Origin of the sequence: Leclercia sp. GLN_9, from assembly GCF_043105735.1 — a bacterium.
GTDB lineage: Bacteria > Pseudomonadota > Gammaproteobacteria > Enterobacterales > Enterobacteriaceae > Enterobacter > Enterobacter adecarboxylatus.
The window spans coordinates 17,476-41,047 of the sequence record NZ_JBICLV010000032.1; the positions used below are offsets into that span (position 1 = coordinate 17,476).

Sequence of the window (23,572 nt, forward strand, 5' to 3'; positions counted from 1 at the left end):
TGACAGATTAAGCTGCTTTGTTTGCTGCTTTGATCAGCGTAGCAACGCGATCGGAAACAGTAGCGCCCTGGCCAACCCAGTGAGCGATACGATCCAGATCCAGACGGGTTTCTTCTTCTGCGCCAGAGGCCAGTGGGTTGAAGAAACCAACGCGCTCGATGAAGCGACCGTTGCGTGCATTACGGCTGTCAGTAACAACAACCTGGTAGAACGGACGCTTTTTTGCGCCGTGACGTGCTAAACGAATAGTTACCATAACATCCTCTTGTGTGAATAAAACACCGGGCCCCATCGAGGGAAGGAGCCCGGTGTCATATTAAAAGCCCGAAAATTTTACTGATTTCTGGGGAAAATGCAATCAGCATCTCTTAAACAGGGGATATAAGACGTATATCGCTGCAGCCAGTTCAGTCAGGGTGTGCAAAAAAGCGGAGCGTACAGGTAGTACGCAAGCATTTACCCGCTCCGCTCGCCCTTCGGGCCGTCCTGAAGGACGTTTACAACACGACTGTGTATTGTCGAGCACACCCCGGGGCTAAACTGGCAAACAAGATAGACCTATGCCCGTGTTTTAGCGGCCCGGGAATCCTGGCGGCATCATACCTTTCATGCCACGCATCATTTTGGCCATACCGCCCTTCTTCATCTTCTTCATCATGCGCTGCATGTCATCGAACTGTTTCAGAAGGCGGTTAACGTCCTGGACCTGCATCCCGCAGCCCGCCGCGATACGGCGTTTGCGGGAGCCTTTAATGATCTCCGGCTTGGCACGCTCTTTCAGCGTCATGGAGTTGATAATTGCCTCCATCCGCACCAGAACTTTGTCATCCATCTGCGATTTAACGTTGTCCGGGATCTGGCCCATGCCCGGCAGCTTGCCCATCAGGCTTGCCATACCGCCCATGTTCTTCATCTGGCGCAGCTGTTCCAGGAAGTCGGTCAGATCGAAGCCGTCGCCTTTTTTCAGCTTGGTCGCCAGCTTCTCGGCCTGCGCACGGTCAACTTTGCTCTCGATATCTTCGATCAGCGACAGCACGTCGCCCATGCCGAGGATACGGGAGGCAATACGATCCGGGTGGAACGGCTCCAGCGCTTCGGTCTTCTCGCCCACGCCGAGGAATTTGATCGGCTTGCCGGTGATATGACGAATCGAAAGCGCCGCACCGCCGCGGGCGTCGCCGTCCACTTTGGTCAGCACCACGCCGGTCAGCGGCAGCGCTTCATTGAACGCTTTCGCGGTGTTGGCCGCATCCTGACCGGTCATCGCATCGACAACAAACAGGGTTTCGACCGGTTTGATCGCGGCATGCACCTGCTTGATTTCGTCCATCATCGCTTCGTCAACGTGCAGACGACCGGCGGTATCCACCAGCAGCACGTCGAAGAATTTCAGCTTCGCTTCTTTCAGCGCCGCGTTAACGATATCGATCGGCTTTTGTCCTACGTCGGATGGGAAGAACTCCACACCAACCTGTTCAGCCAGGGTTTCCAGCTGTTTGATCGCCGCCGGGCGATAAACGTCGGCAGAGACGACCAGCACTTTCTTCTTGTGCTTTTCGCGCAGGAATTTACCCAGCTTACCGACGCTGGTGGTTTTACCCGCACCCTGCAGACCGGCCATCAGCACCACTGCCGGCGGTTGCGCCGCCAGGTTCAGGCTCTGGTTCTCTTCGCCCATCGCCGAAACCAGTTCATTACGAACGATTTTGACGAACTCCTGACCCGGGGTCAGGCTCTTGTTCACTTCATGACCAACCGCTTTCTCTTTCACACGGTTGATGAAATCACGCACGACCGGTAACGCGACGTCTGCTTCAAGCAGCGCCATGCGTACTTCGCGCAGCGTCTCTTTAATATTGTCTTCAGTAAGGCGTCCACGGCCGCTGATGTTGCGCAGCGTGCGCGACAAACGATCGGTTAAATTATCAAACATTGTCTCTCGCCTGGGGTAGAAACGTTAGGTCGCTGGCGCGACACGTACACAGAATTTTGCCGCAGTATAACATGAAGGCGCCTTTGTTGTTATGCAACGGTTGGAGCACGCCTCACGTAACGTTATACTGCACCTCTTTCTCATCAGGACAACTGTCGACACCTATATGCCTGTTTTCGCACTGATCGCCCTTGTGGCGTACTCTGTCAGCCTCGCGCTGATCATCCCTGGCCTGCTACAAAAAAACAGCGGCTGGCGGCGAATGGCTATTTTGTCGGCTGTCATCGCATTGATAAGTCACGCCTTTGCGCTCGAAGCGCGCATTCTGCCGGGCGACGGTAGCGGGCAAAACCTGAGCCTGCTTAACGTCGGTTCGCTGGTCAGTCTGATGATCTGTACGGTGATGACCATTGTGGCCTCGAAAAATCGCGGCTGGCTGTTGTTGCCGATTGTCTATGCCTTTGCGCTGATCAACCTCGCCTTTGCTACCTTTGTGCCGAATGAGTTCATCACCCATCTGGAAACTACCCCCGGGATGATGGTGCATATTGGCCTGTCGCTGTTCTCGTATGCAACGCTGATCATTGCCGCGCTGTACGCGCTCCAGCTGGCCTGGATTGACTACCAGCTCAAAAATAAAAAGTTGGCGTTCAGTAACGAAATGCCGCCGCTGATGACCATCGAGCGCAAGATGTTTCACATCACTCAAGTCGGGGTGGTATTGCTGACGCTCACCCTAAGTACCGGCCTGTTTTATATGCAAAATCTCTTCAGTATGGAGAATATCGATAAGGCCGTGCTCTCCATCATCGCGTGGTTTGTCTATATTGTCCTGTTATGGGGCCATTATCATGAAGGCTGGCGCGGTCGCCGCGTGGTCTGGTTCAACGTTGCGGGAGCTGGCCTCCTGACAATGGCTTATTTTGGTAGCCGCGTCATCCAACAAATCGCCGGCTAAGCAACCAAGGAGTTCCCCCTGGAACACATCTCCACCACCACGCTGATCGTCACCCTGATCGTCATGGTGGTTATCTCCGCCTATTTCTCCGGCTCAGAAACCGGCATGATGACGCTGAACCGCTACCGGTTACGTCATCGCGCCAAACAGGGTAACCGGGCCGCCCGTCGCGTGGAAAAACTGCTGCGTAAACCGGATCGCCTGATAAGCCTGGTGCTTATCGGCAATAACCTGGTCAACATTCTCGCCTCTGCGCTGGGCACCATTGTCGGCATGCGTCTGTATGGCAACGCCGGGGTCGCTATCGCCACCGGCGTGCTCACCTTCGTGGTGCTGGTGTTCGCCGAAGTGTTGCCGAAGACCATCGCCGCGCTCTACCCCGAGAAAGTGGCCTATCCCAGCAGCTTCCTGCTGGCACCGTTACTCATTCTGATGATGCCCCTGGTCTGGCTGTTAAACGGCGTGACGCGAGTGCTGATGCGCATGGTAGGCATTAAAGGGGATGTGGCGATCAGCAGTGCGCTGAGCAAAGATGAATTGCGTACCATCGTGCATGAATCCCACTCGCAAATCTCCCGCCGCAATCAGGATATGCTGCTGTCGGTACTGGATCTGGAAAAGATCAGCGTTGACGACATTATGGTGCCGCGCAATGAGATCGTGGGCATTGATATCAACGATGACTGGAAGTCGATTGTTCGCCAGTTGACCCACTCCCCGCATGGCCGCATCGTGTTGTACCGCGATTCGCTGGACGACACCATCAGCATGCTGCGCGTACGCGAAGCGTATCGTTTGATGACCGAGAAAAACGAATTCACCAAAGAGGTAATGCTGCGCGCGGCAGATGAGATTTATTACATCCCGGAAGGCACGCCACTCAGCACCCAGCTGATTAAATTTCAGCGTAATAAAAAGAAAGTGGGTCTGGTGGTCGATGAGTATGGCGATATCCAGGGGCTGGTAACGGTAGAAGATATTCTGGAGGAGATTGTGGGCGATTTTACCACGTCCATGTCCCCTTCCCTTGCTGAAGAGGTCACGCCGCAAAACGACGGCTCGGTGCTGATTGACGGCAGCGCAAACGTCCGCGAACTGAACAAAGCCTTTAACTGGCAGATGCCGGAAGCGGAAGCCCGTACCATTAACGGCATGATTCTGGAAGCGCTGGAGGAGATCCCGGCGGCGGGCACACGGGTGCGTATCGGCCAGTATGATATTGATATCCTGGACGTACAGGACAATATGATTAAGCAGGTGAGAGTGTTACCGGTGAAACCGCTCAGGGAGAGTGTCGCGGAGTAAACTGGAGTAGGCCGGGTCAGGCGAAGCCGCCACCCGGCACTACGAGAGGCAAATTACGCCTTAGCTTTCGCCACAGAGACCATCGCCGCGCGAATGGTACGACCGTTCAGGGTATAGCCTTTCTGCATCACCATCAGCACGTTACCAGCAGCAACGTCCTCAGATTCCACCATCGCGATTGCCTGATGCACGTTTGGATCCATCGGCACGTTGGTATCGGCAACAACTTCCACGCCGAACTTCTTCACCACGTCGAGCATGGATTTCAGTGTCAGCTCGATGCCTTCAACCATCGGGGCCATGTCCGGGTTGGCTTTATCCGCCACTTCCAGTGCGCGATCCAGGCTGTCGATAACCGGCAGCAGTTCGTTGACGAACTTCTCCAGCGCAAATTTATGCGCCTTTTCAACGTCCAGCTCGGTACGACGACGCAGGTTTTCCATTTCCGCTTTGATGCGCAGGATGCCATCGCGCTCGCGATTCTGGGCTTCAACTACCTGAGCTTCCAGATTCGCAATTTTTTCATCGCGCGGATCCACCTGCTCAGCACCGGCCTCAGCCTCTGTAGCTTCAACCTCTTCGTGCTGCTCCGTGATAATTTCTTCCGGGGCTTGCCCCTCAGGCGTTTTCTGTTCTTTACTACTCATGAATTTCTCCGCGTTTTTCTGCATTCAACTCGCTAACTTCGCTTATTATGGGGATCAGTTTCCGGGATTCAAGGGAACAAGCCACATTGTCATCATTCATTCGCACAAGGACCTTCAGAAAATGAGCAACCATTTCAAGTGTATTGGGATTGTCGGTCATCCACGTCACCCTACTGCGTTGACGACACATGAAATGCTGTATCGCTGGCTGTGCGCCAAAAACTACGATGTGATTGTTGAACAACAGATTGCCCAGGAACTGCAATTAACAAACGTCAAAACCGGCACGCTGGCGGAAATCGGCCAGCAGGCCGACCTGGCGGTGGTGGTTGGGGGCGACGGGAATATGCTCGGTGCCGCGCGAACCCTCGCCCGCTATGACATTAAAGTCATTGGTATCAACCGTGGCAACCTGGGCTTTTTGACCGACCTTGACCCGGATAACGCCCAGCAGCAGCTCGCAGACGTGCTGGAAGGCCACTACATCAGTGAAAAACGCTTTTTGCTGGAAGCCCAGGTGTGCCAGCAGGATTGCCAGAAGCGGATCAGCACCGCGATTAATGAAGTGGTGCTGCATCCGGGAAAAGTGGCGCACATGATTGAGTTTGAGGTGTATATCGACGAAATCTTTGCCTTCTCGCAGCGCTCCGATGGCCTGATTATCTCTACTCCCACCGGCTCCACGGCCTATTCGCTTTCGGCGGGCGGCCCGATCCTGACGCCGTCGCTGGATGCCATCACGTTAGTGCCGATGTTCCCTCACACCCTCTCAGCCCGCCCGCTGGTGATCAACAGCAGCAGCACGATTCGTCTGCGTTTCTCTCACCGCCGTAACGACCTCGAGATCAGCTGCGACAGCCAAATCGCGCTGCCGATACAGGAAGGGGAAGACGTGCTGATCCGCCGCTGCGATTACCACCTGAATCTGATCCACCCTAAAGACTACAGCTATTTCAATACATTAAGCTCCAAGCTCGGCTGGTCGAAAAAATTGTTCTGAAATAGCATCCAGCACTTTACTGGATAAAAAACCAGTTTATACTGTACACAAACACAGTTATGGTTTTTCATACAGGAAAACGTTTATGCTGGCACAACTGACCATCAGCAACTTCGCCATCGTTCGTGAGCTAGAAATTGATTTCAACAGCGGAATGACCGCTATCACCGGGGAAACCGGTGCCGGTAAATCCATTGCGATTGATGCGCTCGGGCTGTGCCTTGGCGGTCGTGCCGACGGCGACATGGTTCGCGCTGGCGCCAGCCGTGCCGATCTCTGCGCCCGTTTCTCCCTCAAAGATACTCCTGCCGCCCTGCGCTGGCTTGAACAGAACCAGCTCGAAGATGGTCGTGAGTGCTTACTTCGCCGCGTTCTTAATAGCGACGGTCGCTCTCGTGGCTTCATCAACGGTACTGCGGTGCCTCTGTCCCAACTGCGTGAATTGGGTCAGCTGTTAATCCAGATTCACGGGCAGCACGCCCATCAGCAATTAATCAAACCCGATCAGCAGAAGTCCTTACTCGACGGCTATGCCGGTGAGTCTGACCTTATGCAACTGATGGCGGCGCACTATCGTCAGTGGCATCAAAGCTGCCGTGAGCTGGCGCTGCACCAACAGCAGAGCCAGGAGCGCGCGGCGCGCGCCGAACTGCTGGCCTATCAGCTGAAAGAGTTGAACGAATTTAGCCCGCAGCCGGGCGAGTTTGAGCAGATCGACGAAGAGTACAAGCGCCTCGCCAACAGCGGGCAACTGCTCTCCACCGGCCAGCAGGCGCTGACCTTACTGGCCGACGGCGAAGAAGTGAATCTGCAAAGCCAGCTCTATTCCGTACGTCAGTTAGTAACCGAACTGGCGGGAATGGACAGCAAAGTGTCCGGCATGCTGGATATGCTGGAAGAGGCGGCCATTCAAATCTCCGAAGCCAGTGACGAGCTGCGCCACTACTGCGAGCGTCTTGATCTCGATCCGAACCGTCTGTTTGAGCTGGAACAGCGTATTTCGCGCCAAATTTCCCTGGCGCGTAAGCACCACGTTTCTCCGGAAGAGCTGCCGAACTTCCACCAGTCCCTGCTGGACGAGCAAAATCAGCTCGACGATCAAGCCGACTCGCTGGAAACCCTTTCTCTGGCCGTCAGCGTGCATCATCAGCAGGCTATCGAAACCGCTACGCAGCTACACAATGTTCGTCAGCGTTACGCTCAGGAACTCAGTCAGCACATCACAGAGAGCATGCATCTGCTGTCGATGCCGCACGGTGTTTTCACCATTGATGTGAAGTTTGAAGCCAACCACCTCACGGCTGAAGGTGCAGATCGCATTGAATTTCGCGTGACCACCAACCCAGGCCAGCCCCTGCAGGCTATTTCCCGCGTCGCGTCCGGCGGTGAGCTGTCGCGTATCGCCCTTGCGATTCAGGTGATCACGGCGAAGAAAATGGAAACCCCGGCGCTGATCTTCGATGAAGTAGATGTCGGTATTAGCGGCCCGACCGCGGCGGTAGTGGGTAAACTGCTGCGCCAGCTTGGCGAGTCCACTCAGGTGATGTGTGTGACCCACCTGCCGCAGGTTGCCGGTTGCGGCCACCATCATTTCTTTGTCAGCAAAGAAACCGACGGCGAGATGACCGAAACGCACATGCAGCCGCTGGACAAACGTGCTCGTCTGCAGGAACTGGCCCGTCTGCTGGGTGGTAGCGAAGTCACCCGCAACACGCTGGCGAATGCGAAAGAACTGCTAGCTGCCTAAACTTTTTCGGTATCTCAGGGTCATACAGAACAATAAAAACGCCGACAGACCTGCCGCCAGAGGTTTTAATGTGGTGAAAGGTCTATTATCATCGGCATATTACATATGAGCCGTCGCGTATTGCCCGGGCCGGAAAAGGAATCAAATCACTATGCGCTGTAAAACGCTGACCGCTGCCGCAGCGGTTCTTCTGATGTTGACCGCAGGCTGCTCCACTCTGGAAAAAGTGGTTTACCGTCCTGACATCAACCAGGGGAACTATCTTGCTCCTAACGATGTGTCTAAAATTCGTGTTGGTATGACGCAGCAGCAGGTTGCCTATGCCCTGGGCACGCCGATGATGTCCGATCCGTTTGGCACCAATACCTGGTTCTACGTGTTCCGCCAGAAGCCAGGCCATGAGGACGTTTCCCAGCAGACCCTGACGCTGACCTTCAACAGCAGCGGCGTTCTGACGAACATCGATAACAAACCGGCGCTCACCAAAGAGTAAGGTTTTAGAAATACAAAAAGGTGCTCAATGAGCACCTTTTTTGTTTCTCTCGCTGCCTGTAAACCCGGTGAGAACAGTGTAACCGTGAAAGCCACCTTATTTAGCAGACTTCTCCGCACGCTGGCGACGCAGCTCTTTCGGGTCGGCAATCAGTGGGCGATAGATCTCCACCCGGTCGCCATCCTTCACGTTATCGGCCAGTTTGACCGGACGGCTATAAATTCCAACTTTGTTTTTCGCCAGATCGATATCGCTACGTAGCGTCAGCAGGCCAGAGGCGCGGATCGCCTCTTCAACGGTGGCGCCCTCTTCCAGAGTTACGCGTTGCAAATACTGTTTTTCTGGCAACGCGTAGGCCACTTCCACCACGATGTTAGCTGGCACTGTAGACCTCTTTGGCGCGCAACGTGAACGCCTGGACCATATTTGCCGCCAGCTCTTTAAACACGCGGCCAAACGCCAGTTCAATCAGGGCGTTGGTAAACTCGAAATCAAGATGAAACTCGATCCGGCAGGCGTCGGCACTGAGCGGAACGAACTTCCACCCGCCCATCAATTTTTTGAAGGGGCCATCCACCAGATGCATCAGAATGCTCTGGTTATCGGTCAGCGTGTTGCGGGTCGTGAATGTTTTGCTGATCCCGGCTTTGGAAACATCCACCGCCGCCGTCATTTGCGTCGGGCCTGAGTCCAGCACGCGGCTCCCGGTACATCCCGGGATAAACTGCGGATATGACTGAACGTCATTCACTAACTGGTACATCTGTTCCACACTGTAAGGGACAAGCGCAGTACGACTAATCTGAGGCATAACATTTTTCCTGATCAAACAACCAACAAATAATAACATTTATCACCTGTTAAAAAAACGCTGAGCCTCATCTCGTGCTAATATAGCGCGTTAGACCTCACAGGACGCAATGAGGTGACTTTTTGACATCAGATTACCTACGGCTTCACGACACTTATGACGAAGAAAAAAGCACATAAACCTGGCTCGGCAACCATTGCGCTCAACAAGCGTGCCCGCCACGAGTATTTCATTGAAGAAGAATTCGAAGCTGGCCTGGCGTTACAGGGCTGGGAAGTTAAATCGCTGCGTGCGGGTAAAGCCAACATCGGTGATAGCTACGTGATCTTCAAAGACGGCGAAGCCTTTTTGTTTGGCGCGAACTTTACGCCACTGACGGTCGCCTCTTCACACTACGTTTGCGATCCTACCCGCACCCGTAAGCTACTGTTGAACAAGCGTGAGCTGGATTCCCTGTTCGGGCGCATCAACCGCGAAGGTTATACCGTGCTCGCCCTGTCGCTGTACTGGAAGAACGCGTGGTGCAAAGTGAAAATCGGCGTGGCAAAAGGTAAGAAGCAGCACGACAAGCGTAACGACGCGAAAGACCGTGAATGGCAGGTCGATAAAGCGCGCATCATGAAGCACGCAGGCCGTTAATTTCAACGCACTTATTGAGCGATTCAATAAGTTAGCGTTCCGGGGTGGTATCCCGGCTACGAGTTCTGGTATACTTGCTGTAACACTATTGGGGCTGATTCTGGATTCGACGGGATTTGCGAAACCCAAGGTGCATGCCGAGGGGCGGTTTGCCTCGTAAAAAGCCGCAAAAAAATAGTCGCAAACGACGAAAACTACGCTTTAGCAGCTTAATAACCTGCTAAGAGCCCTCTCTCCCTAGCTTCCGCTCTTAAGACGGGGATCAAAGAGAGGTCAAACCCAAAAGAGATCGCATGGATGTCCTGCCTGGGGCTGAAGTGTTAAATCTAATCAGGCTAGTTCGTTAGTGGCGTGTCTGTCCGCAGCTGGCGTGCGAATGTAAAGACTGACTAAGCATGTAGTACCGAGGATGTAGAAATTTCGGACGCGGGTTCAACTCCCGCCAGCTCCACCAAAATTCTTTGTAGATGGTCACCAGAGCCTGATACGAAGTCCTGAAAGCCCGCTATGCGGGCTTTTTTGTATCTGCAATTCGTCCTGCGCAGTCCATCCATCCTGACAAAACGATTACGGCTCTACCGCCGTCAAATAATCCAGTCGCAACGGCTCCGCCAGTAACGCCTCCATCTGCGGGATAAAGGCCTGAAAATGAGGCAGCGCGATGTGTGCCTCCAGCGCCTCCTGGCCTTGCCAGGCTTCCCGGACGTAAAAACAGTCCGGTGTGTCGCGCAGCTGGAACAGCTGATACTCAACGTTGCCAGGCTCCTGGCGAGTCGGTATTAACAGCGCCTGCAGGGCCACCTTCAGCGCGTCACGCTTGCCGGGTTTCGCCTTTAACACCGCAATGATAGAGATGATGTCAGAAGCGCCCATCTCAGAAACCCTCCAGCACAATCTTCCCGACCGCGCGTCCGGTTTCGATCTGCGCATGGGCTTTCTGCACATTCTCTGCCGTAATCGCCCCGTAATGCTCACCCAGCGTGGTGGTGATCACCTGCTCATCAATCAGCGCGGCAACGCGGGTCAGAAGCTGATGCTGGGCGATCATATCCCGGGTTTCAAACATTGAGCGGGTGAACATAAACTCCCAGTGCAGGGAGATGCTCTTCGCCTTCAGCGGACGGGCATCCAGCGTCTCGGGATCGTCAATCAGCGCCAGTTTGCCCTGCGGCGCGAGAGCCTTAACAATCTCCGCATAGTGCGCTGCGGTGTGGTTCAGGCTGGCGACGTGGGTCACCTCTTTGATCCCTAGCGCGGCCAGCTCTTCCGACAATGGCTTGCTGTGGTCGATGACATAATGCGCCCCCGCCTCCCGCACCCACTGCTGGCTTTCCGGGCGCGATGCCGTGCCAATAACGGTCATTTTCGTCAGCTTACGCGCCAGTTGAACCAGAATCGATCCCACCCCGCCCGCAGCACCCACGATCAGCAGCGTATCCCCTTCGTTGCCCTGCTCCTGAACACCCAGGCGATCGAACAACATTTCCCAGGCGGTGATCGCCGTTAACGGCATCGCGGCGGCTGCGGCGTTATTCAGCGTTTTTGGCTTAAGCGCCACAATGCGCTCATCCACCAGCTGATATTCACTGTTGCTGCCCGCTCGTCCCAGCGCCCCGGCATACCAGACTTCATCCCCCGGCGCGAAAAGTGTTACCGCTTCACCCACCGCGGTAACCACGCCGACCGCATCCCAGCCGAGAACGCGCGGCGTCTCCCCGGTAAACCCGGCGCGGATCTTGGTGTCCACGGGGTTGACGGAGATGGCTTTCACTTCAATCAGCAGATCGTGCCCTGTCGCCGTTGGCTGCGGCAGCTCAATCTCGTGCAAAAACTCGATGTTATCTGGTGCTGAACGGGTAATGGCAATGGCTTTCATAATGTCTCCGGCGTTTTATCCAGTGTGTCGCAATAAAGTGATGGTAAAGCGAAGCTGTGACGGGAAAAATAGCCTCGCGGAGACAAGACTTATACTCGGGAGATGAAAATGGTTCGGCTTGAGGATCTGATACTGTTCGTTCGCGTTGCCGCGCTGAGCAGCTTCAGCGATGCGGCACGAGAAGCGGGCGTCCAGCCGGCGCAGGTCAGCGCCGCCATTAAACGGCTGGAGTCGTCTCTGGCCATCCGGCTGTTTGCGCGTTCCACCCGCAGCCTGCGCTTAACCCCGGAAGGCGAAGCCTGGCTCCCCTACGCGCGGCAGATGCTGGATGCGATGTATGCCGGGATGCAGAAAATCCAGACCCCGGAAGAGGAGATCTCCGGCACCCTGCAGATTGCCGTTCCGTCGGATTTAGGCCGCAATTTGCTGCTGCCAGTGTTCCAGGCCTTTGACGAACGCTACCCGGCATTACGGCTGCGCATCTTCTTCTCCGATCAGGTAGCCGATGTCTTTAAGGATCCGGTCGATATCGCCTTTCGCTACGGCATGCCGGAAGATGCCTCCTATATTGCCCTCCCCGTCGCCCCCGACAACCGCCGCGTGCTGGTGGCCTCACCCGAGTGGGTTGCCCGCCACGGTGACCTGCAGCATCCCGATGCGCTAAGCCGGGTCAACGCCCTCACCTTTGTTCTGCGCGGCCGTCTTCACGATCGCTGGACGTTTTTGCGCGACGGCGAGATGCACAGCGTCAACGTCAGCGGCAGCATGATGAGTGATGACGCCGAAGTGATCCGCCGCCTGGCGGTCTCCGGGGCAGGCGTGGCGTACAAATCCTGGCTGGATGTTGCGGAAGATGTTCGTGCCGGTCGGCTACAGGTGTTAATGCAAGACTATCAGGGCGAAAGCGTGCCGCTGAATATGATCTGCCCGCACCGCAAACAGCTCTCGACGGGCGTCAGATTACTCTACGAGGCGGTCAAAGCGTGCTGTGAAAGTCAGACGGCGCAGTAATCTTCATTAAAGAAGAAAACTGCCTGCGTTTTTGGTACGAAAAGCGACAAAAATGCGCTATAAAAGCCGCATGAAAATCCCAAACAGACTCCAGCCCCTGGTCGACGATGGCCTGATAGACAACGTGCTTCAACGCCTGAAAAGCGGCAAAGAGGCAGATGTTTATACCGTGCTATGCGGGGACCACATTCAGTGTGCCAAAGTGTACAAGGAAGCGTCACAGCGTAGCTTTAAGCAGGCCGTGCAGTATCAGGAAGGTCGTAAGGTGCGTAATACGCGCGATGCCCGCGCCATGCAAAAAGGCTCCCGATTTGGCCGTAAGCAACAGGAAGAGGTCTGGCATACCGCAGAGGTGGATGCGTTATTCCGCCTGGCGAATGCGGGCGTGCGCGTGCCTCAGCCCTATATGTGTCTGGACGGCGTGCTGCTCATGGAACTGGTCACGGACGCTGATGGCGCCGTTGCGCCACGCCTGAGCGATGTGAGCCTGTCGGAAGAGCAGGCCCTGGCGGACTTCGACACCATGATCCGCAATATTGTGCGCATGCTCTGTGTCGGTATTGTCCACGGCGACCTGTCAGAATTTAACGTGCTGCTGGATGCCCAGGGGCCGGTTATCATCGACCTGCCGCAGGCGGTAGACGCCGCTGCGAACAACCATGCCCAGTCCATGTTTGAGCGTGATATAAATAACATCACCGAGTATTATGGTCAGTTCGCCCCGCAGCTGCTGAAAACACGCTATGCGAAAGAGATCTGGATGCTCTATGAAGACGGTAAATTAACCCCGGAAACGCCGCTCACCGGGCTGTTTGTCGAAGAGACGCATGACGTGGATATGGATTCCCTGCTGGATGAGATCATTTCTGCGGAAGATGAGTATTACGCACGCCAGCGTGCGGTTAAAGAGCGTGAAGACGATTAACAGCCAGCAAGCCCGCACATAATGCGGGCGTTGTTATTAGCTCTTAACCCAGCAGGCTGCGATGTACCTTAATGACCGCTTTCCTGATCATCCCCGGCTGGGTGACCGGGCAGCCGGGTTTATGCGGCTCCCCCGGCATAAAGACGGCAAACATACCCGGTTTTAACGTCAGGGCCTGTTCGTTTTCTGTCTGCTGACAGAGCTGATAATCCTCCTGCTCGTGCCACGCATCACAGGCCCGGGCGCTTCCCGCCAGGCCGTAGTAAATCCGCTCTTCCCCCTCCAGCAGGATCTGAATATCAATGTAGTTACGGTGCAGCTCCGCGCGTTTTTCCTCGGGGCGCTGCGTCGCAAACTGCATCACGTTCACAAAAACCGTTTCCCCTTGCAGGGGATAACTTCCCGGTGCGAGGCTGGCGATCCCGGCGCTTAGCGCCTGATCCACCGCCTGACAAAACGCCGCCGGCAAGCCTGCCGCCTGAAACTGGTTAATATCACCCACAATCATGACAAATTTCCTTGTGCCCATAATGCCGCGCCAAGCAGCCCGGCGTTGCCCTGATGGCGGGCGGAAGAGAGTTCGGTCTGGTACGCAGAAGGTTCCTGCGCCAGGTAGGATTGCACCCGCGGTAGATAGCCGTCGGCCAGCCCGATGCTGCCGCCGATCACCACCCGCTGGCAGTCGGTCAGGGCTTTCAGATCTGCAATGAGCCGCGCCAGCGTTCTGGCGGAACGCTCGACAAGCGCTACCGCCTGTTCATGCCCCCGGGCGGCGTGCGCGAAGATGGCTTTTGCATCCAGCCCGGCCAGATCCCCTTCTGCCGCTGCGGCGATCCCCCGCCCCGAGGCTATCGCCTCCACGCAGCCGACGCGCCCGCAGCCGCAGCGCGGGCCGTTCGGGTCGGCAAGCGTGTGACCACAGTGGCCGGTTAATCCGCCGGAGCCGGTCACCAGCCTGCCGCTCTGGATCACGCCTCCCCCCACGCCGGTCGAGACGGTAATAAACACCATGTCGCGGATGGCGGGTGGCATCTGCTGGTACTCGGCCAGCGCCGCGGCCTGGGCGTCGTTCAAAGCCACGCCAGGCAGCCCGGTAAGGGTGGTTAACACGTCCACCAGCGGAAAGTGTGAAAGCCCGCCGAGGTTAGAAGGGTTAATCGACGTTAATACGCCATGCTGAATAATCCCGGTCGAGGCGATAGCAAATTGCTGCGCCTGCGGCCAGAGCGGCGTCACCAGGTCGCGCAGCGCAGCCTCCAGCGCATCCGGCGTCTGGCTGGCGGGCGTCGGGATCTCCCGGCGCGCGATAATCTGTAAAGCGCTATCCACCAGCGCCGCGGCGAGCTTGGTCCCGCCGATATCCATCGCCAGGGTGATCATTTTGCCGCTCTCTGTAATGCATCCCGATACCACTGGCAGATATGCTCCAGCCGGGTGATCGCCGATCCGACCGTGACGGTCCATGCCCCATGTTTTATGGCCTGCGCTGCCAGCTCCGGCGCGTTATAGCGCCCCTCGGCCACTACCCGGCAACCGGCCTGACTCAATGAGGCCACCAGCGCCAGGTCCGGTTCGGTGGGGGTCTCGTCGGTGGTATAGCCCGACAGCGTGGTGCCAATCAGCTGCGTCCCCTGCTGGTGGCAGTACAGCCCCTCTTCCTGCGAAGCGCAGTCGGCCATCGCGATCAGTTGGTGGTGCTGGATCCGCGCCAGCAACGCATCAACGGAGACCGGGCGAGGCCGTCGGGTGCCGTCAAAGGCGATGATACTGGCCCCCGCCCCGGCCAGGGCATCCACATCCTCCAGCCAGGGGGTAATGCGCACCGGGGAATCGGGCAGATCGCGTTTCACAATACCGATAATCGGTACGCTCACCAGGGCGCTGACGGCTCGCACGTTCTCAATACCTTCGATGCGCAGCGCCACGGCACCCGCCTGCTCGGCGGCCAACGCCATCGCCGCGATGATATCCGGTTTATCCAGCGGGCTGCCCGGCACCGGCTGACAGGAGACAATCAGTCCGCCCTGGGCTTTTACTTTTGCATCCAACTCGTCAAGAAATGACATAACACCTCCATTAATAAATTCAGCTTCAGCCTTTGTTTTTGACAAAGTGGCTGGCCCTTTCCCGGGCAATCAGGGCGCCGCTAAAGGGTTTACCGTCGATGGCGTCATGGGTACGCAGTGCTTCCGGGTGAAGCCAGCGCTGAACGCGGGACGGCATATCAAAACCAATCAGCAGGATGACGACAAAGGTCAGGCCAAACGAGAGCGAACAGAGCGCGGTGCCCAGATCCAGACGCTGGGCGATAAACGCGCCCAGCACCGGTGCCAGGGCCCCACCCAGTGCGCCGACGTTATAGGTAAATCCAAGCCCGGCCGCACGCTGTTCGGTATCGAAGTAGCCTCCGATCAGTTTAGGCAGGATGCCGGAGATCCCCTGGCCAAGCATCTGCTGGAAGAAGAGCAGCAGGCCCAGCACCCAGACGCTGCTGCCGCCGATGGTGAACACCGGAACGATCAGCAGTTGGGATGCCAGCAGGCTACAGACATAAGCTTTACGTGTGCCTAGCCAGTCGCCGAGGAAGCCCCCCGCACAGCATCCGGCGGCGGCACCAAAGCCACTGAAGAACAGCACCTGCGCGACGGTGGCCGGATCGTAAGCCAGATCCGTTTTCAGATAGGTGGGTAACAGAGCCTGGATAGGCCAGGAGTAGAGGAAAGCAAACAGCACCACCACCATCAGGGTGACGCCGGTTGGCCAGCGTTTGCCGCTGCTCTGCACCATAAAGCTGATAAAGATCCCCGCGCACAGCAGGCCGAGCACGGCAATAATGGCGGCGCTCTCCAGCTGGCCTGCGAAGCAGAACCACAGCGAGACGGACGCCACCAGCGTCATGGCAGTATTGATGAAGCGATGTTCGCCGCGATAGAGAATATCCACCATGGTTTTGACCGGGGTTTTACTCTGCTGTTTCTCTTTCCAGTCTTCCGCTTCGGGGATATTTTTTCTCAGCCACAGGGCAAAGATAATCGGCAGAATGCCGATGAAGAACAGCGCCCGCCAGCCCCACTCCGGCACCACCAGGCTGTAGACCTGGGCCGCCACCACCGCGCCGACGGAGAAGCCAGAAATCAAAAAGCCGCTGGCTTTATTGCGCAGGTGTTTTGGCCAGCTTTCAATAACGTAGGTCGCGCTGGAGCCGTACTCCCCCGCCATCCCCATCCCGATCACCAGCCGGGCGATGAACATGGTGGTGTACCCCTGGGCCAGACCGCACGCCAGGGTGCCCACGGAAAAGAGAACAATACTGCTCACCATCGCCAGGCGGCGACCGTAGCGATCGCCCATCGCGCCCAGCATCAGCCCGCCGAACCAGCGGGAGATAAAGGCGGCGGAGATCAGGCTCGCAGCATGCAGGGTGGTCAGGCCGAATTCGGTTTTTATGTCGGTTAAGACGAGGGCTATCAGAACAAAATCAAAACCATCAAGAACATAGCCAACCCAGGCCGCGGAAAACGCACGCCACTGTTGTCGGCTCAGGCAACGATACCACGGGACATTTTGTGTCATTGTATTCATGTCAGTCTCCGCAATGGGTAAACCCATACGCTGTTTTTGTAGGATACAGCTTCAGTGATGCCGGATATGCCCGGCATCAGACGTGGTCTTAGCCTTGTTCTTTTTCTTGCTGGAGTTGGTGCGCTAACGCCCGCAGTTCTGGCAGATATTTTTCATCCACTGGCGCAAACGGCTTACGGCACAGCGGAACCTCAATCACGTCCATATAGTGCAGTACCGTTTTCAGGCCACGGAAAACACCGACCTTGATCAGCAGATCGATAACCTCATTACATTTGGTCTGCAGCGCCTGGGCGGTGGCGATATCGCCGGCTTTCAGGGCATTGACGATCCCCTGATAACGCCAGCCCATGATGTTATAGGTGCTGCCGATCCCGCCATCCGCCCCTGCCAGCAGGCCAGACGCAAAGATCTCATCGTATCCGTTATACAGCACCAGATCCGGGTGCGCCCGGCGGATCTGCTCCATCTGGAAAAGATCGCCGTAGGTCTGTTTCAGGGCACCCACGCCCGGCAGGGTCACCAGGGTGTTGATCTGATCCAGAGAGAGCTTCACCCCGCTGAGGGCCGGAATGTTGTACACCACCATCGGCAGCCCTTCGGCCGAATCAATGATCCCGCGGTAGTGGTCGCAGTGTTCCTCAAAGCTGAACGGGTAGTAGAACGGCGTCACGGCAGAGACGGCGTCATAACCAAAACGGCTGGCGGCCTGGGCTAACTGCTGGCTTTCATGGGTGCTCACGGTGCCCACGTGAGCAATCAGGGTCACTTTCCCTTTCGCCTCTTCGGCAACAATTTCAAGCACTTCCTGACGTTCAGCGCTGCTCTGCACAAAGGCTTCGCCGGTGGAGCCGCCGACGTACAGGCCGTCCACGCCCTGCGCGATATTGAACTGCACCAGCTTGCGCAGGCTTTGGGTATCCAGCTGCTGCTGGTGATTAAACGGCGTAAGAAGAGCGGGCATGACCCCTTTCAGCGTAACTGACATATAAACCTCGTGTATGTGATGATGATGTTATGACTGTAGACCTTTATACCTGTTATACCAGCAAGATGAAAAAAAACGGCGTCAAAATACGCAGAACGCGATCCAGTTCACTAAATGATCGCGGGACTACTTGCGGCGCTTTTTGCTCTGCTCGAAGGCGTGCCAGGTGGCGAAAACGCTGGTGAGGTGCGCCTGTAAGGCCTGTTCAGCCGCATCGGCATCCCGGCTGCGGATCGCCTTGAAGATGGCGATATGCTGTTGATAACTGGTGTTATTGTGCTCGTGCAGCGCCTGTTCTGGCACTGTGGGGCGGGCGGCGATCAGCCAGTCGATCAAGGCAACGTGGATCGCCATAAAGATAGGGTTGTTGGGGATCTCCGCCAGCACGCGGTGAAACTCAACGTCAGAGCGGATAAAGAGCGCGTTGTCATCCAGCGACTGGCTGTTCAACTCCAGCGCTTTTTCCAGCAGGCCAATCTGCGCCTCGCTGGCATGTTGGGCGGCATGGCGCACCAGGCTGGATTCAAAGAACAGGCGCAGCTGCTCGAAGTGGGCAATCCCGCCCGGATGGGCAAGAAAATCTTTCGCCATACCGGACAGCTCGTTGATGATGGTATCCGCAGACGGCCGAGAAATGCGGGCGCGCTCGCCGTTCTGGATCTGCACCAGTCCTTTGCGTTTTAACGCCGCCAGTGCTTCACGAACCGAAGGCCGACCGACGTTAAAAAATGCCATCAGCTCACGTTCAGAAGGGAGCTGCTCCCCTTCGGCGAACTCGCGACGACGGATCATCTGCTCCAGCTCTTCTTCCACCATCTCTGACAATTTTTTGCGCGCCAGCGGGCGACGGCGTAATGCACGCCCAATGGTTTCCGGGGAGTTTTCTGCCTGTTTTTCGCTGGAGATTGTCATAGACGTTACATCGTAAGAAGTTGAGTTAAGAAGTTCTTTATCATAACACAGGCCTTACTGCCAGGTGGTATGCGCGTTCCGGGTACCGGGGATAAAGGCCGGGTAAGGCATCAGGCTACCCGGCCATGCAGCGGGGGGCCTGGCGCCCTCGCCCCGGAAAACTTTCTAAAACTGTGACCTCACCGCAAATGCAGGAATAACAATGCCCTGAATCCCCTTGCCGATGCCCTCACGCCTTTCTACGCTTATCTCACGCAGGGCCACACCCCGAATAAACCTGCGCTTTTTGAAAGGGAGACCTTATGCTGCGCCTGTTTCTTCTGCTGGTGGTCACGCTCACCTGCCCGTCGCTACAGGCGGCGTCAATTGCTCATACCATCGACACCGAGAGAACCACCATCAAACTGTCGTGGCGCGCCTTTGGCGGCATTCCATCGTGGGCGCATCTGAAGGGCGTGACGGGTAAAGTCATCCTGAACCCGGAGAATGAATTTGACGACCACATCAATGTCACCGTCCCGGTGGCGACGTTACAGGCCTCCAACAACCTGCTCACCTGGCAGCTGAAAAGCGACATGTTTTTTGATGCCGCCCGCTACCCGACCATCACCTTCTCCAGCACCCGGGTGGTGAAGCTCGGCCCGGATCACTACCGCGCCTTTGGCACCCTTACCGTACGGGATCTCAACCGTCCGGTGATCCTCGACGCCCGGCTCGATCGCCTGTCGGGAGAGACGATCGCCCTGCATGCCACTACCGCGATCTCACGATCGGCCTATAAGATGGATCGTTTTGCGCTGGTGGTGGACGATCGCATCGCCATAGCTATCGATATCCAGGCAAAACCCGCCACCGCCCTGTAACAGCGCCAGGAAGACTACGCACAGGGGCGTCAGTTGACGCATGACGGTGACTGCGGTTCGCTTCAGCGGGAATACCCAACAGATAAAGGCGTAAAAGACGATTTTATTCGATAATATTTATCAATTATTGCCCCGAAGAGTTCCGCGGGGTGTTCTATACTGCGCCAGCGGAAATAACAACGCCGGAGAAAATAATACGAATGTCGTAGAGATATTTACCAACGGCCCGATGATAAAATTAAAAAATCATACCTTTGTATTATTACTATCCGCAGCAATCCGTCTAATTACCCGTTCCGCCAAAATTGCAAACCCGATAAAAATAAATTTTCGGCTATGATGATGCGCAGAAAATAAATATTATGTTATGGCTTTTTTATTACGATAAAGTGTGATCGGTCTCCATTTCCACAGCCTTAACTCTTCCTGAAAACAAAGCCACCAGGTAACGCAAACCCACGCGCCGCAAGGCTTTTCGAAAGACCACCTGCTGCCACTCTCTTTTTTATCACCCTACAAAAAGCGCTATCTCGCTTATAATTCATTTCGCCGCTTCGTCATTTGCGCTTTTAGTGCTTTCTGGCTATATCATTTTTAAGCAATAATGAGACGATCGCAATATTAATAACAGGGATGACCAAATTCACACCTGGCCTTACCGCAACGTTTAGCTGATTCAGATTGAGCTTTAGCGCAATGCCGCTTCCGGGCATACGGATGGGCATAAGTCGCTTTAAAACTATTACAGCAGGTCACTCTTTCTAACAAATAGTGTCTCCTTTGGGACGCTTAAAATCTGCTGAGAACAAATGAATTTAAACACACAGCATTTCTTTCACTCTGTTGGGAGTAATACACATGAGTAAATTCACTGTCATCTCCAGACTGACGCATCAACAAACGGTAGCAGAAGGAAACCAGATCATACTGGGCGAAGATTCCGTGGTGAAGCTTCAGGCCGGCAGAGGTGATATCGCCAGCTATTCCCGCAGCAACAGCGATCTGCTCGTCAGAATGACCAACGGCGAAACCGTGACGCTGAAAAACTACTTCGTCAACAACCACCAGCTGGTGCTGGATGAAAACGGTGCCCTGTGGTGGATTAACGATCCGCTCGCGGTGGAGCGTTATCAGTCGATCCCCTCCACCGATGCCCTGATTGCGGGCAACGTCAATAACTCGTCCGGCGATACCCCAATCTGGCCGTGGGTGCTGGGCGGCGTGGCAGCGGCAGGCGGTATTGCACTGGCGGCGGGCGGTGGCGGCGGTGGAGGCGGCGGCGGGAGTGACGATCGTATCGATCCAGGCCCGGTGCCCCAGGATACTACACCGCCAACCGCGCCCACTAACCTGCATTTCGCGAATGGAAATACCCAGCTACTCGGCAGTGCCGAGGCCAACAGTACGGTCACCGTGACCGATACCAGCGGTAACGTAGTGGGCAAAGCGAAAACCAACGGCAACGGCGAATTTAGCGTCGAGCTGGGCACGCCCTACACCAACGGCGAGACCCTGACAGTTATCGCCACCGACGGTTCCGGTAACGTCAGCCCCTCCACCAGCATCACCGCCGCGGATACGACCCCACCGGAAGAGCCGATGATTATCCTTGCGGATGATGCGGTCGGCAGCCTGACCGGTTCGCTCAACAGCGATCAGACCACCGACGATCCCCGTCCGGTCTTTAGCGGCAGCGGCGAGGCCGGAACCACCCTCACGATTTACGATAACGGTAAATCCATCGGCTCCACGGTGGTGAACAGCGACGGCAGCTGGACCTTCACCCCCGCCAACAATCTTGCAGACGGCTTCCACCAGTTTACCGCGGCCTCCACCGACGCTGCGGGCAATGTCAGCCCGGAATCAGCGGTGTTCAACCTCACCATCGATACCGTTGCGCCAAATGCGCCAGTACTGGAAGTGACCGACGACGAGGGCACCCTACAGGGCCTGCTGACTAACGGTGGCTTTACCGATGATAACCAGCCCGAACTGGGTGGCTCGGGCGATCCGGGCAGCATCATTGCCATCTATGACAATGGCCTGCTGGTGGCGGAAGTGGAGGTTGCCGCCAACGGGGCCTGGAGTTACACCCCGCCTGTCGCCATGGAGGATGGACTGCACAGCATCACCCTGACGGAAACCGATGAAGCGGGCAACCTGAGCCCCGTCTCCGCCCCCTTTGAATTTACCATTGACCGTACGCCGCCGCCTGCCCCCACCGGTCTGGCGATTAACGCCGCCGGGACAATCCTCACCGGCACCGCAGAAGCCAACGCGACGGTCACGATCACTGACGATGTGGGCACCGCTCTGGGCACGGCGATAGCCGATGCCAACGGGGCCTTTTCCGTTACCCTGACCCCGCCTCAGCTCAACGGCGAGACGCTGAGCGCCATTGCCACCGACAGAGCCGGTAACGAAGGCCCGGCGGCAGACCTGGTTGTCCCGGACATTACCGCCCCAGCGGCACCGACCGCCCTGGTGGTGGCCGCGACGGGAGACAGCATAAGCGGTGAAGCCGAAGTGGGCGCCCGTATTTCGGTGCGTGATGCCGGGGGAACGGAGTTAGGCTCCGGTGAAGTCGGGCTTGACGGTAAGTTCACTGTCCCTGTCTCCCCGAGCCAGCTTAACGGTGAAGTGCTGACGGTGTACGCGTTCGATACCGCCCAGAACCAGAGTCCTCCGGGGCAGGCCACTGCCGCTGACTCCACCCCGCCACAACCGCCTGCAGATCTGGATATCTCCGCGGATGGCCTGACGCTCACCGGCACCGCGGAAGCGGGCAGTACGGTGGTCATTATGGAAGGCACAACGAAGCTGGGTGAAGTGGTGGCTGGCGAATCAGGCAGCTTCACCTTTGCTCTGACACCCGCCAGGCTCAACGGTGAGATCCTGAGTCTTACCGCCACCGATGAGGCGAATAACACCAGCCAGCCCAGTACGGTAGAAGCCGACGACACCACGCCTCCGGCCACGCCAATTATTACCGATGTGGTGGATGACGTTCCTACCCTTCTCGGCACCATTGCGAGCGGGACAATAACCGACGACCGCACCCCGCAGATCGCCGGGACGGGGGAGCTGGGCACCAAAGTCTTTATCTACAGTGAGAATATTCAGATCGGGATGACGGAGGTCGATACGACAGGCCACTGGTCGTTCCAGGTCCCGGCAAGTCTGACGGACGGGGCGCACTCCCTGACCGCCGATGCCGTTGACCGCCGCGGTAATCACAGCGTGATGTCCGAGATCTGGGCCATTAACGTCGATCCGGCGGCCCCGAACCCGCCGACCGCGACGGTGGCCACCACGGCATTCGCCCAGGCCGACGAGCCGGTGGTCAGCATCCTGAGCGCCAGCACCGCGGGCGAAAACTTGATCTATAACGTGCTCAACGACACCGGTGACGACCACGTCAGCCACTTCTCGCTGGCGGCAGGAGACAAAATCGACATCAGCGAGCTGTTGATCGGCTGGAATGGCGATCGCGCCACTCTGGGGGGTTACATTCAGGTCAGCAACAGTGATGGCAACACGGTGATTAGCCTTGACCGGGACGGGGCTGGCTCCAGCTATACCCCCGCGACGCTGGTGACCCTGGATGAGGTCCAGACCACCTACGAAGAGCTGGTCAACCAGAACCACATTATTACCGGTTAGCCTGTACGCGCCGGGAGGGCGGCAACGCCTTTCCCGGCTTTAAAAACCGAAATATATTTTGCCCTCCGATAATAACCCCACTCTTAATGTCATAAATATTGTGATCTAACTAGCATAATATTATTACTACTAAATACCCTGGTTGCCTTAACTTAAACCATGCTCTAAGTGGCAACACTATTTATTAATGCAACTCCTGTATATGGATATTAAAATACG

The 23,572-nt window shown here is 56.4% G+C and carries 23 protein-coding genes and 1 other RNA gene; 11 read left to right on the forward strand and 13 right to left on the reverse strand.

Going from position 1 to position 23,572, the window contains the following annotated elements; all coding sequences use genetic code 11:
- Nucleotides 1-7 precede the first annotated feature (7 nt).
- Both rpsP and ffh read right to left on the reverse strand, forming a co-directional pair.
- Nucleotides 8-256 carry a 30S ribosomal protein S16 gene (gene rpsP, locus ACF8PE_RS19220; protein WP_022649067.1) on the reverse strand — a complete coding sequence of 83 codons (249 nt, stop codon included), beginning with the start codon at nucleotides 254-256 and terminating at the stop codon, nucleotides 8-10.
- A 315-nt stretch (nucleotides 257-571) separates the two neighbouring features.
- Nucleotides 572-1,933 carry a signal recognition particle protein gene (gene ffh / locus ACF8PE_RS19225; protein ID WP_032613265.1) on the reverse strand — a complete coding sequence of 454 codons (1,362 nt, stop codon included), beginning with the start codon at nucleotides 1,931-1,933 and terminating at the stop codon, nucleotides 572-574.
- 166 nt (nucleotides 1,934-2,099) lie between these two features.
- On the opposite strand from ffh, the gene ACF8PE_RS19230 reads away from it, so the two are divergent.
- Together ACF8PE_RS19230 and ACF8PE_RS19235 are read left to right on the forward strand one after the other, a co-directional pair.
- Entirely contained in the window at nucleotides 2,100-2,891 is a 792-nt protein-coding gene (locus ACF8PE_RS19230) for an inner membrane protein YpjD (protein ID WP_059307373.1), read from the forward strand.
- Nucleotides 2,892-2,909: 18 nt separating this feature from the next.
- Nucleotides 2,910-4,196: an HlyC/CorC family transporter gene (locus ACF8PE_RS19235; protein ID WP_032613269.1), complete on the forward strand. Its 1,287-nt coding sequence runs from the start codon at nucleotides 2,910-2,912 to the stop codon at nucleotides 4,194-4,196.
- 53 nt (nucleotides 4,197-4,249) lie between these two features.
- Here the strand turns inward: ACF8PE_RS19235 and grpE are convergent, their stop codons facing one another.
- Nucleotides 4,250-4,843 (reverse strand): nucleotide exchange factor GrpE, encoded by a 594-nt coding sequence (grpE, locus tag ACF8PE_RS19240; RefSeq protein ID WP_032613272.1) that lies wholly within the window; start codon nucleotides 4,841-4,843, stop codon nucleotides 4,250-4,252.
- A gap of 121 nt (nucleotides 4,844-4,964) precedes the next feature.
- On the opposite strand from grpE, the gene nadK reads away from it, so the two are divergent.
- From nadK to bamE, 3 genes are all read left to right on the forward strand, one after another.
- Nucleotides 4,965-5,843 carry an NAD(+) kinase gene (gene nadK, locus ACF8PE_RS19245; RefSeq protein ID WP_077227861.1) on the forward strand — a complete coding sequence of 293 codons (879 nt, stop codon included), beginning with the start codon at nucleotides 4,965-4,967 and terminating at the stop codon, nucleotides 5,841-5,843.
- Nucleotides 5,844-5,928: 85 nt separating this feature from the next.
- The gene (recN, locus tag ACF8PE_RS19250; protein ID WP_032613276.1) at nucleotides 5,929-7,590 is read left to right on the forward strand and encodes a DNA repair protein RecN; all 1,662 of its coding nucleotides are present in this window, start codon (nucleotides 5,929-5,931) and stop codon (nucleotides 7,588-7,590) included.
- Nucleotides 7,591-7,741: 151 nt separating this feature from the next.
- Entirely contained in the window at nucleotides 7,742-8,083 is a 342-nt protein-coding gene (gene bamE / locus ACF8PE_RS19255) for an outer membrane protein assembly factor BamE (RefSeq protein WP_032613277.1), read from the forward strand.
- A 96-nt stretch (nucleotides 8,084-8,179) separates the two neighbouring features.
- On the opposite strand, the gene ACF8PE_RS19260 is transcribed toward bamE, so the two are convergent.
- Both ACF8PE_RS19260 and ACF8PE_RS19265 read right to left on the reverse strand, forming a co-directional pair.
- Nucleotides 8,180-8,467 carry an RnfH family protein gene (locus tag ACF8PE_RS19260; RefSeq protein ID WP_032613278.1) on the reverse strand — a complete coding sequence of 96 codons (288 nt, stop codon included), beginning with the start codon at nucleotides 8,465-8,467 and terminating at the stop codon, nucleotides 8,180-8,182.
- Nucleotides 8,457-8,894 (reverse strand): type II toxin-antitoxin system RatA family toxin, encoded by a 438-nt coding sequence (locus ACF8PE_RS19265; RefSeq protein WP_032613279.1) that lies wholly within the window; start codon nucleotides 8,892-8,894, stop codon nucleotides 8,457-8,459. The genes ACF8PE_RS19260 and ACF8PE_RS19265 overlap by 11 nt, the downstream gene beginning before the upstream one ends.
- Nucleotides 8,895-9,050: 156 nt before the next feature.
- Here ACF8PE_RS19265 and smpB point away from each other — a divergent pair, with 156 nt between their 5' ends.
- Together smpB and ssrA are read left to right on the forward strand one after the other, a co-directional pair.
- Nucleotides 9,051-9,533, forward strand: a complete 483-nt coding sequence (gene smpB / locus ACF8PE_RS19270; RefSeq protein ID WP_014071418.1) for an SsrA-binding protein SmpB — start codon at nucleotides 9,051-9,053, stop codon at nucleotides 9,531-9,533.
- Between the two features lie 90 nt (nucleotides 9,534-9,623).
- Nucleotides 9,624-9,987: a transfer-messenger RNA gene (gene ssrA / locus ACF8PE_RS19275) on the forward strand.
- A gap of 113 nt (nucleotides 9,988-10,100) precedes the next feature.
- Here ssrA and ACF8PE_RS19280 read toward each other — a convergent pair.
- Both ACF8PE_RS19280 and ACF8PE_RS19285 read right to left on the reverse strand, forming a co-directional pair.
- Complete coding sequence (locus tag ACF8PE_RS19280; protein WP_392495189.1) at nucleotides 10,101-10,391, reverse strand: putative quinol monooxygenase; 291 nt, start codon at nucleotides 10,389-10,391, stop codon at nucleotides 10,101-10,103.
- Between the two features lie 16 nt (nucleotides 10,392-10,407).
- Nucleotides 10,408-11,409: a zinc-binding alcohol dehydrogenase family protein gene (locus tag ACF8PE_RS19285; RefSeq protein WP_150872108.1), complete on the reverse strand. Its 1,002-nt coding sequence runs from the start codon at nucleotides 11,407-11,409 to the stop codon at nucleotides 10,408-10,410.
- Nucleotides 11,410-11,517: 108 nt separating this feature from the next.
- Between ACF8PE_RS19285 and ACF8PE_RS19290 the strand changes: the two genes are divergently transcribed.
- Together ACF8PE_RS19290 and ACF8PE_RS19295 are read left to right on the forward strand one after the other, a co-directional pair.
- On the forward strand, nucleotides 11,518-12,420 hold the full coding sequence (locus tag ACF8PE_RS19290; RefSeq protein ID WP_392495182.1) for a LysR family transcriptional regulator: 903 nt from the start codon (nucleotides 11,518-11,520) through the stop codon (nucleotides 12,418-12,420).
- 70 nt (nucleotides 12,421-12,490) lie between these two features.
- Nucleotides 12,491-13,345, forward strand: a complete 855-nt coding sequence (locus ACF8PE_RS19295) for a PA4780 family RIO1-like protein kinase (RefSeq protein WP_392495183.1) — start codon at nucleotides 12,491-12,493, stop codon at nucleotides 13,343-13,345.
- 43 nt (nucleotides 13,346-13,388) lie between these two features.
- On the opposite strand, the gene nanQ is transcribed toward ACF8PE_RS19295, so the two are convergent.
- The 6 genes from nanQ to nanR all read right to left on the reverse strand — a co-directional run bounded on the left by nanQ (nucleotide 13,389) and on the right by nanR (nucleotide 18,827).
- Nucleotides 13,389-13,853 carry an N-acetylneuraminate anomerase gene (gene nanQ, locus ACF8PE_RS19300; protein WP_392495184.1) on the reverse strand — a complete coding sequence of 155 codons (465 nt, stop codon included), beginning with the start codon at nucleotides 13,851-13,853 and terminating at the stop codon, nucleotides 13,389-13,391.
- On the reverse strand, nucleotides 13,850-14,725 hold the full coding sequence (locus tag ACF8PE_RS19305; protein ID WP_077227856.1) for an N-acetylmannosamine kinase: 876 nt from the start codon (nucleotides 14,723-14,725) through the stop codon (nucleotides 13,850-13,852). The genes nanQ and ACF8PE_RS19305 overlap by 4 nt, the downstream gene beginning before the upstream one ends.
- Nucleotides 14,722-15,411 (reverse strand): N-acetylmannosamine-6-phosphate 2-epimerase, encoded by a 690-nt coding sequence (locus tag ACF8PE_RS19310; RefSeq protein WP_032613335.1) that lies wholly within the window; start codon nucleotides 15,409-15,411, stop codon nucleotides 14,722-14,724. The genes ACF8PE_RS19305 and ACF8PE_RS19310 overlap by 4 nt, the downstream gene beginning before the upstream one ends.
- A 25-nt stretch (nucleotides 15,412-15,436) precedes the next feature.
- Nucleotides 15,437-16,927: an MFS transporter gene (locus tag ACF8PE_RS19315; RefSeq protein WP_077227855.1), complete on the reverse strand. Its 1,491-nt coding sequence runs from the start codon at nucleotides 16,925-16,927 to the stop codon at nucleotides 15,437-15,439.
- Between the two features lie 88 nt (nucleotides 16,928-17,015).
- Nucleotides 17,016-17,915 (reverse strand): N-acetylneuraminate lyase, encoded by a 900-nt coding sequence (gene nanA, locus ACF8PE_RS19320; protein WP_392495185.1) that lies wholly within the window; start codon nucleotides 17,913-17,915, stop codon nucleotides 17,016-17,018.
- A 126-nt stretch (nucleotides 17,916-18,041) separates the two neighbouring features.
- A complete protein-coding gene (nanR, locus tag ACF8PE_RS19325; RefSeq protein ID WP_077227853.1) occupies nucleotides 18,042-18,827 on the reverse strand; it encodes a transcriptional regulator NanR in 786 nt (261 codons plus the stop codon).
- Nucleotides 18,828-19,129: 302 nt separating this feature from the next.
- Here nanR and ACF8PE_RS19330 point away from each other — a divergent pair, with 302 nt between their 5' ends.
- Together ACF8PE_RS19330 and ACF8PE_RS19335 are read left to right on the forward strand one after the other, a co-directional pair.
- Complete coding sequence (locus ACF8PE_RS19330) at nucleotides 19,130-19,690, forward strand: YceI family protein (protein WP_032613344.1); 561 nt, start codon at nucleotides 19,130-19,132, stop codon at nucleotides 19,688-19,690.
- Between the two features lie 858 nt (nucleotides 19,691-20,548).
- The gene (locus ACF8PE_RS19335) at nucleotides 20,549-23,353 is read left to right on the forward strand and encodes an Ig-like domain-containing protein (protein ID WP_392495186.1); all 2,805 of its coding nucleotides are present in this window, start codon (nucleotides 20,549-20,551) and stop codon (nucleotides 23,351-23,353) included.
- Nucleotides 23,354-23,572: the final 219 nt, after the last annotated feature.

What these genes read in the sequence shown, in the direction of transcription:
- rpsP (WP_022649067.1), bottom strand. Translation starts at nt 256, where the DNA reads ATGGTAACTATTCGTTTAGCACGTCACGGCGCAAAAAAGCGTCCGTTC.
- ffh (WP_032613265.1), bottom strand. Translation starts at nt 1,933, where the DNA reads ATGTTTGATAATTTAACCGATCGTTTGTCGCGCACGCTGCGCAACATC.
- ACF8PE_RS19230 (WP_059307373.1), top strand. Translation starts at nt 2,100, where the DNA reads ATGCCTGTTTTCGCACTGATCGCCCTTGTGGCGTACTCTGTCAGCCTC.
- grpE (WP_032613272.1), bottom strand. Translation starts at nt 4,843, where the DNA reads ATGAGTAGTAAAGAACAGAAAACGCCTGAGGGGCAAGCCCCGGAAGAA.
- nadK (WP_077227861.1), top strand. Translation starts at nt 4,965, where the DNA reads ATGAGCAACCATTTCAAGTGTATTGGGATTGTCGGTCATCCACGTCAC.
- recN (WP_032613276.1), top strand. Translation starts at nt 5,929, where the DNA reads ATGCTGGCACAACTGACCATCAGCAACTTCGCCATCGTTCGTGAGCTA.
- bamE (WP_032613277.1), top strand. Translation starts at nt 7,742, where the DNA reads ATGCGCTGTAAAACGCTGACCGCTGCCGCAGCGGTTCTTCTGATGTTG.
- ACF8PE_RS19265 (WP_032613279.1), bottom strand. Translation starts at nt 8,894, where the DNA reads ATGCCTCAGATTAGTCGTACTGCGCTTGTCCCTTACAGTGTGGAACAG.
- smpB (WP_014071418.1), top strand. Translation starts at nt 9,051, where the DNA reads ATGACGAAGAAAAAAGCACATAAACCTGGCTCGGCAACCATTGCGCTC.
- ACF8PE_RS19285 (WP_150872108.1), bottom strand. Translation starts at nt 11,409, where the DNA reads ATGAAAGCCATTGCCATTACCCGTTCAGCACCAGATAACATCGAGTTT.
- ACF8PE_RS19290 (WP_392495182.1), top strand. Translation starts at nt 11,518, where the DNA reads ATGGTTCGGCTTGAGGATCTGATACTGTTCGTTCGCGTTGCCGCGCTG.
- ACF8PE_RS19295 (WP_392495183.1), top strand. Translation starts at nt 12,491, where the DNA reads ATGAAAATCCCAAACAGACTCCAGCCCCTGGTCGACGATGGCCTGATA.
- nanQ (WP_392495184.1), bottom strand. Translation starts at nt 13,853, where the DNA reads ATGATTGTGGGTGATATTAACCAGTTTCAGGCGGCAGGCTTGCCGGCG.
- ACF8PE_RS19305 (WP_077227856.1), bottom strand. Translation starts at nt 14,725, where the DNA reads ATGATCACCCTGGCGATGGATATCGGCGGGACCAAGCTCGCCGCGGCG.
- ACF8PE_RS19310 (WP_032613335.1), bottom strand. Translation starts at nt 15,411, where the DNA reads ATGTCATTTCTTGACGAGTTGGATGCAAAAGTAAAAGCCCAGGGCGGA.
- ACF8PE_RS19315 (WP_077227855.1), bottom strand. Translation starts at nt 16,927, where the DNA reads ATGAATACAATGACACAAAATGTCCCGTGGTATCGTTGCCTGAGCCGA.
- nanA (WP_392495185.1), bottom strand. Translation starts at nt 17,915, where the DNA reads ATGTCAGTTACGCTGAAAGGGGTCATGCCCGCTCTTCTTACGCCGTTT.
- nanR (WP_077227853.1), bottom strand. Translation starts at nt 18,827, where the DNA reads ATGACAATCTCCAGCGAAAAACAGGCAGAAAACTCCCCGGAAACCATT.
- ACF8PE_RS19330 (WP_032613344.1), top strand. Translation starts at nt 19,130, where the DNA reads ATGCTGCGCCTGTTTCTTCTGCTGGTGGTCACGCTCACCTGCCCGTCG.
- ACF8PE_RS19335 (WP_392495186.1), top strand. Translation starts at nt 20,549, where the DNA reads ATGAGTAAATTCACTGTCATCTCCAGACTGACGCATCAACAAACGGTA.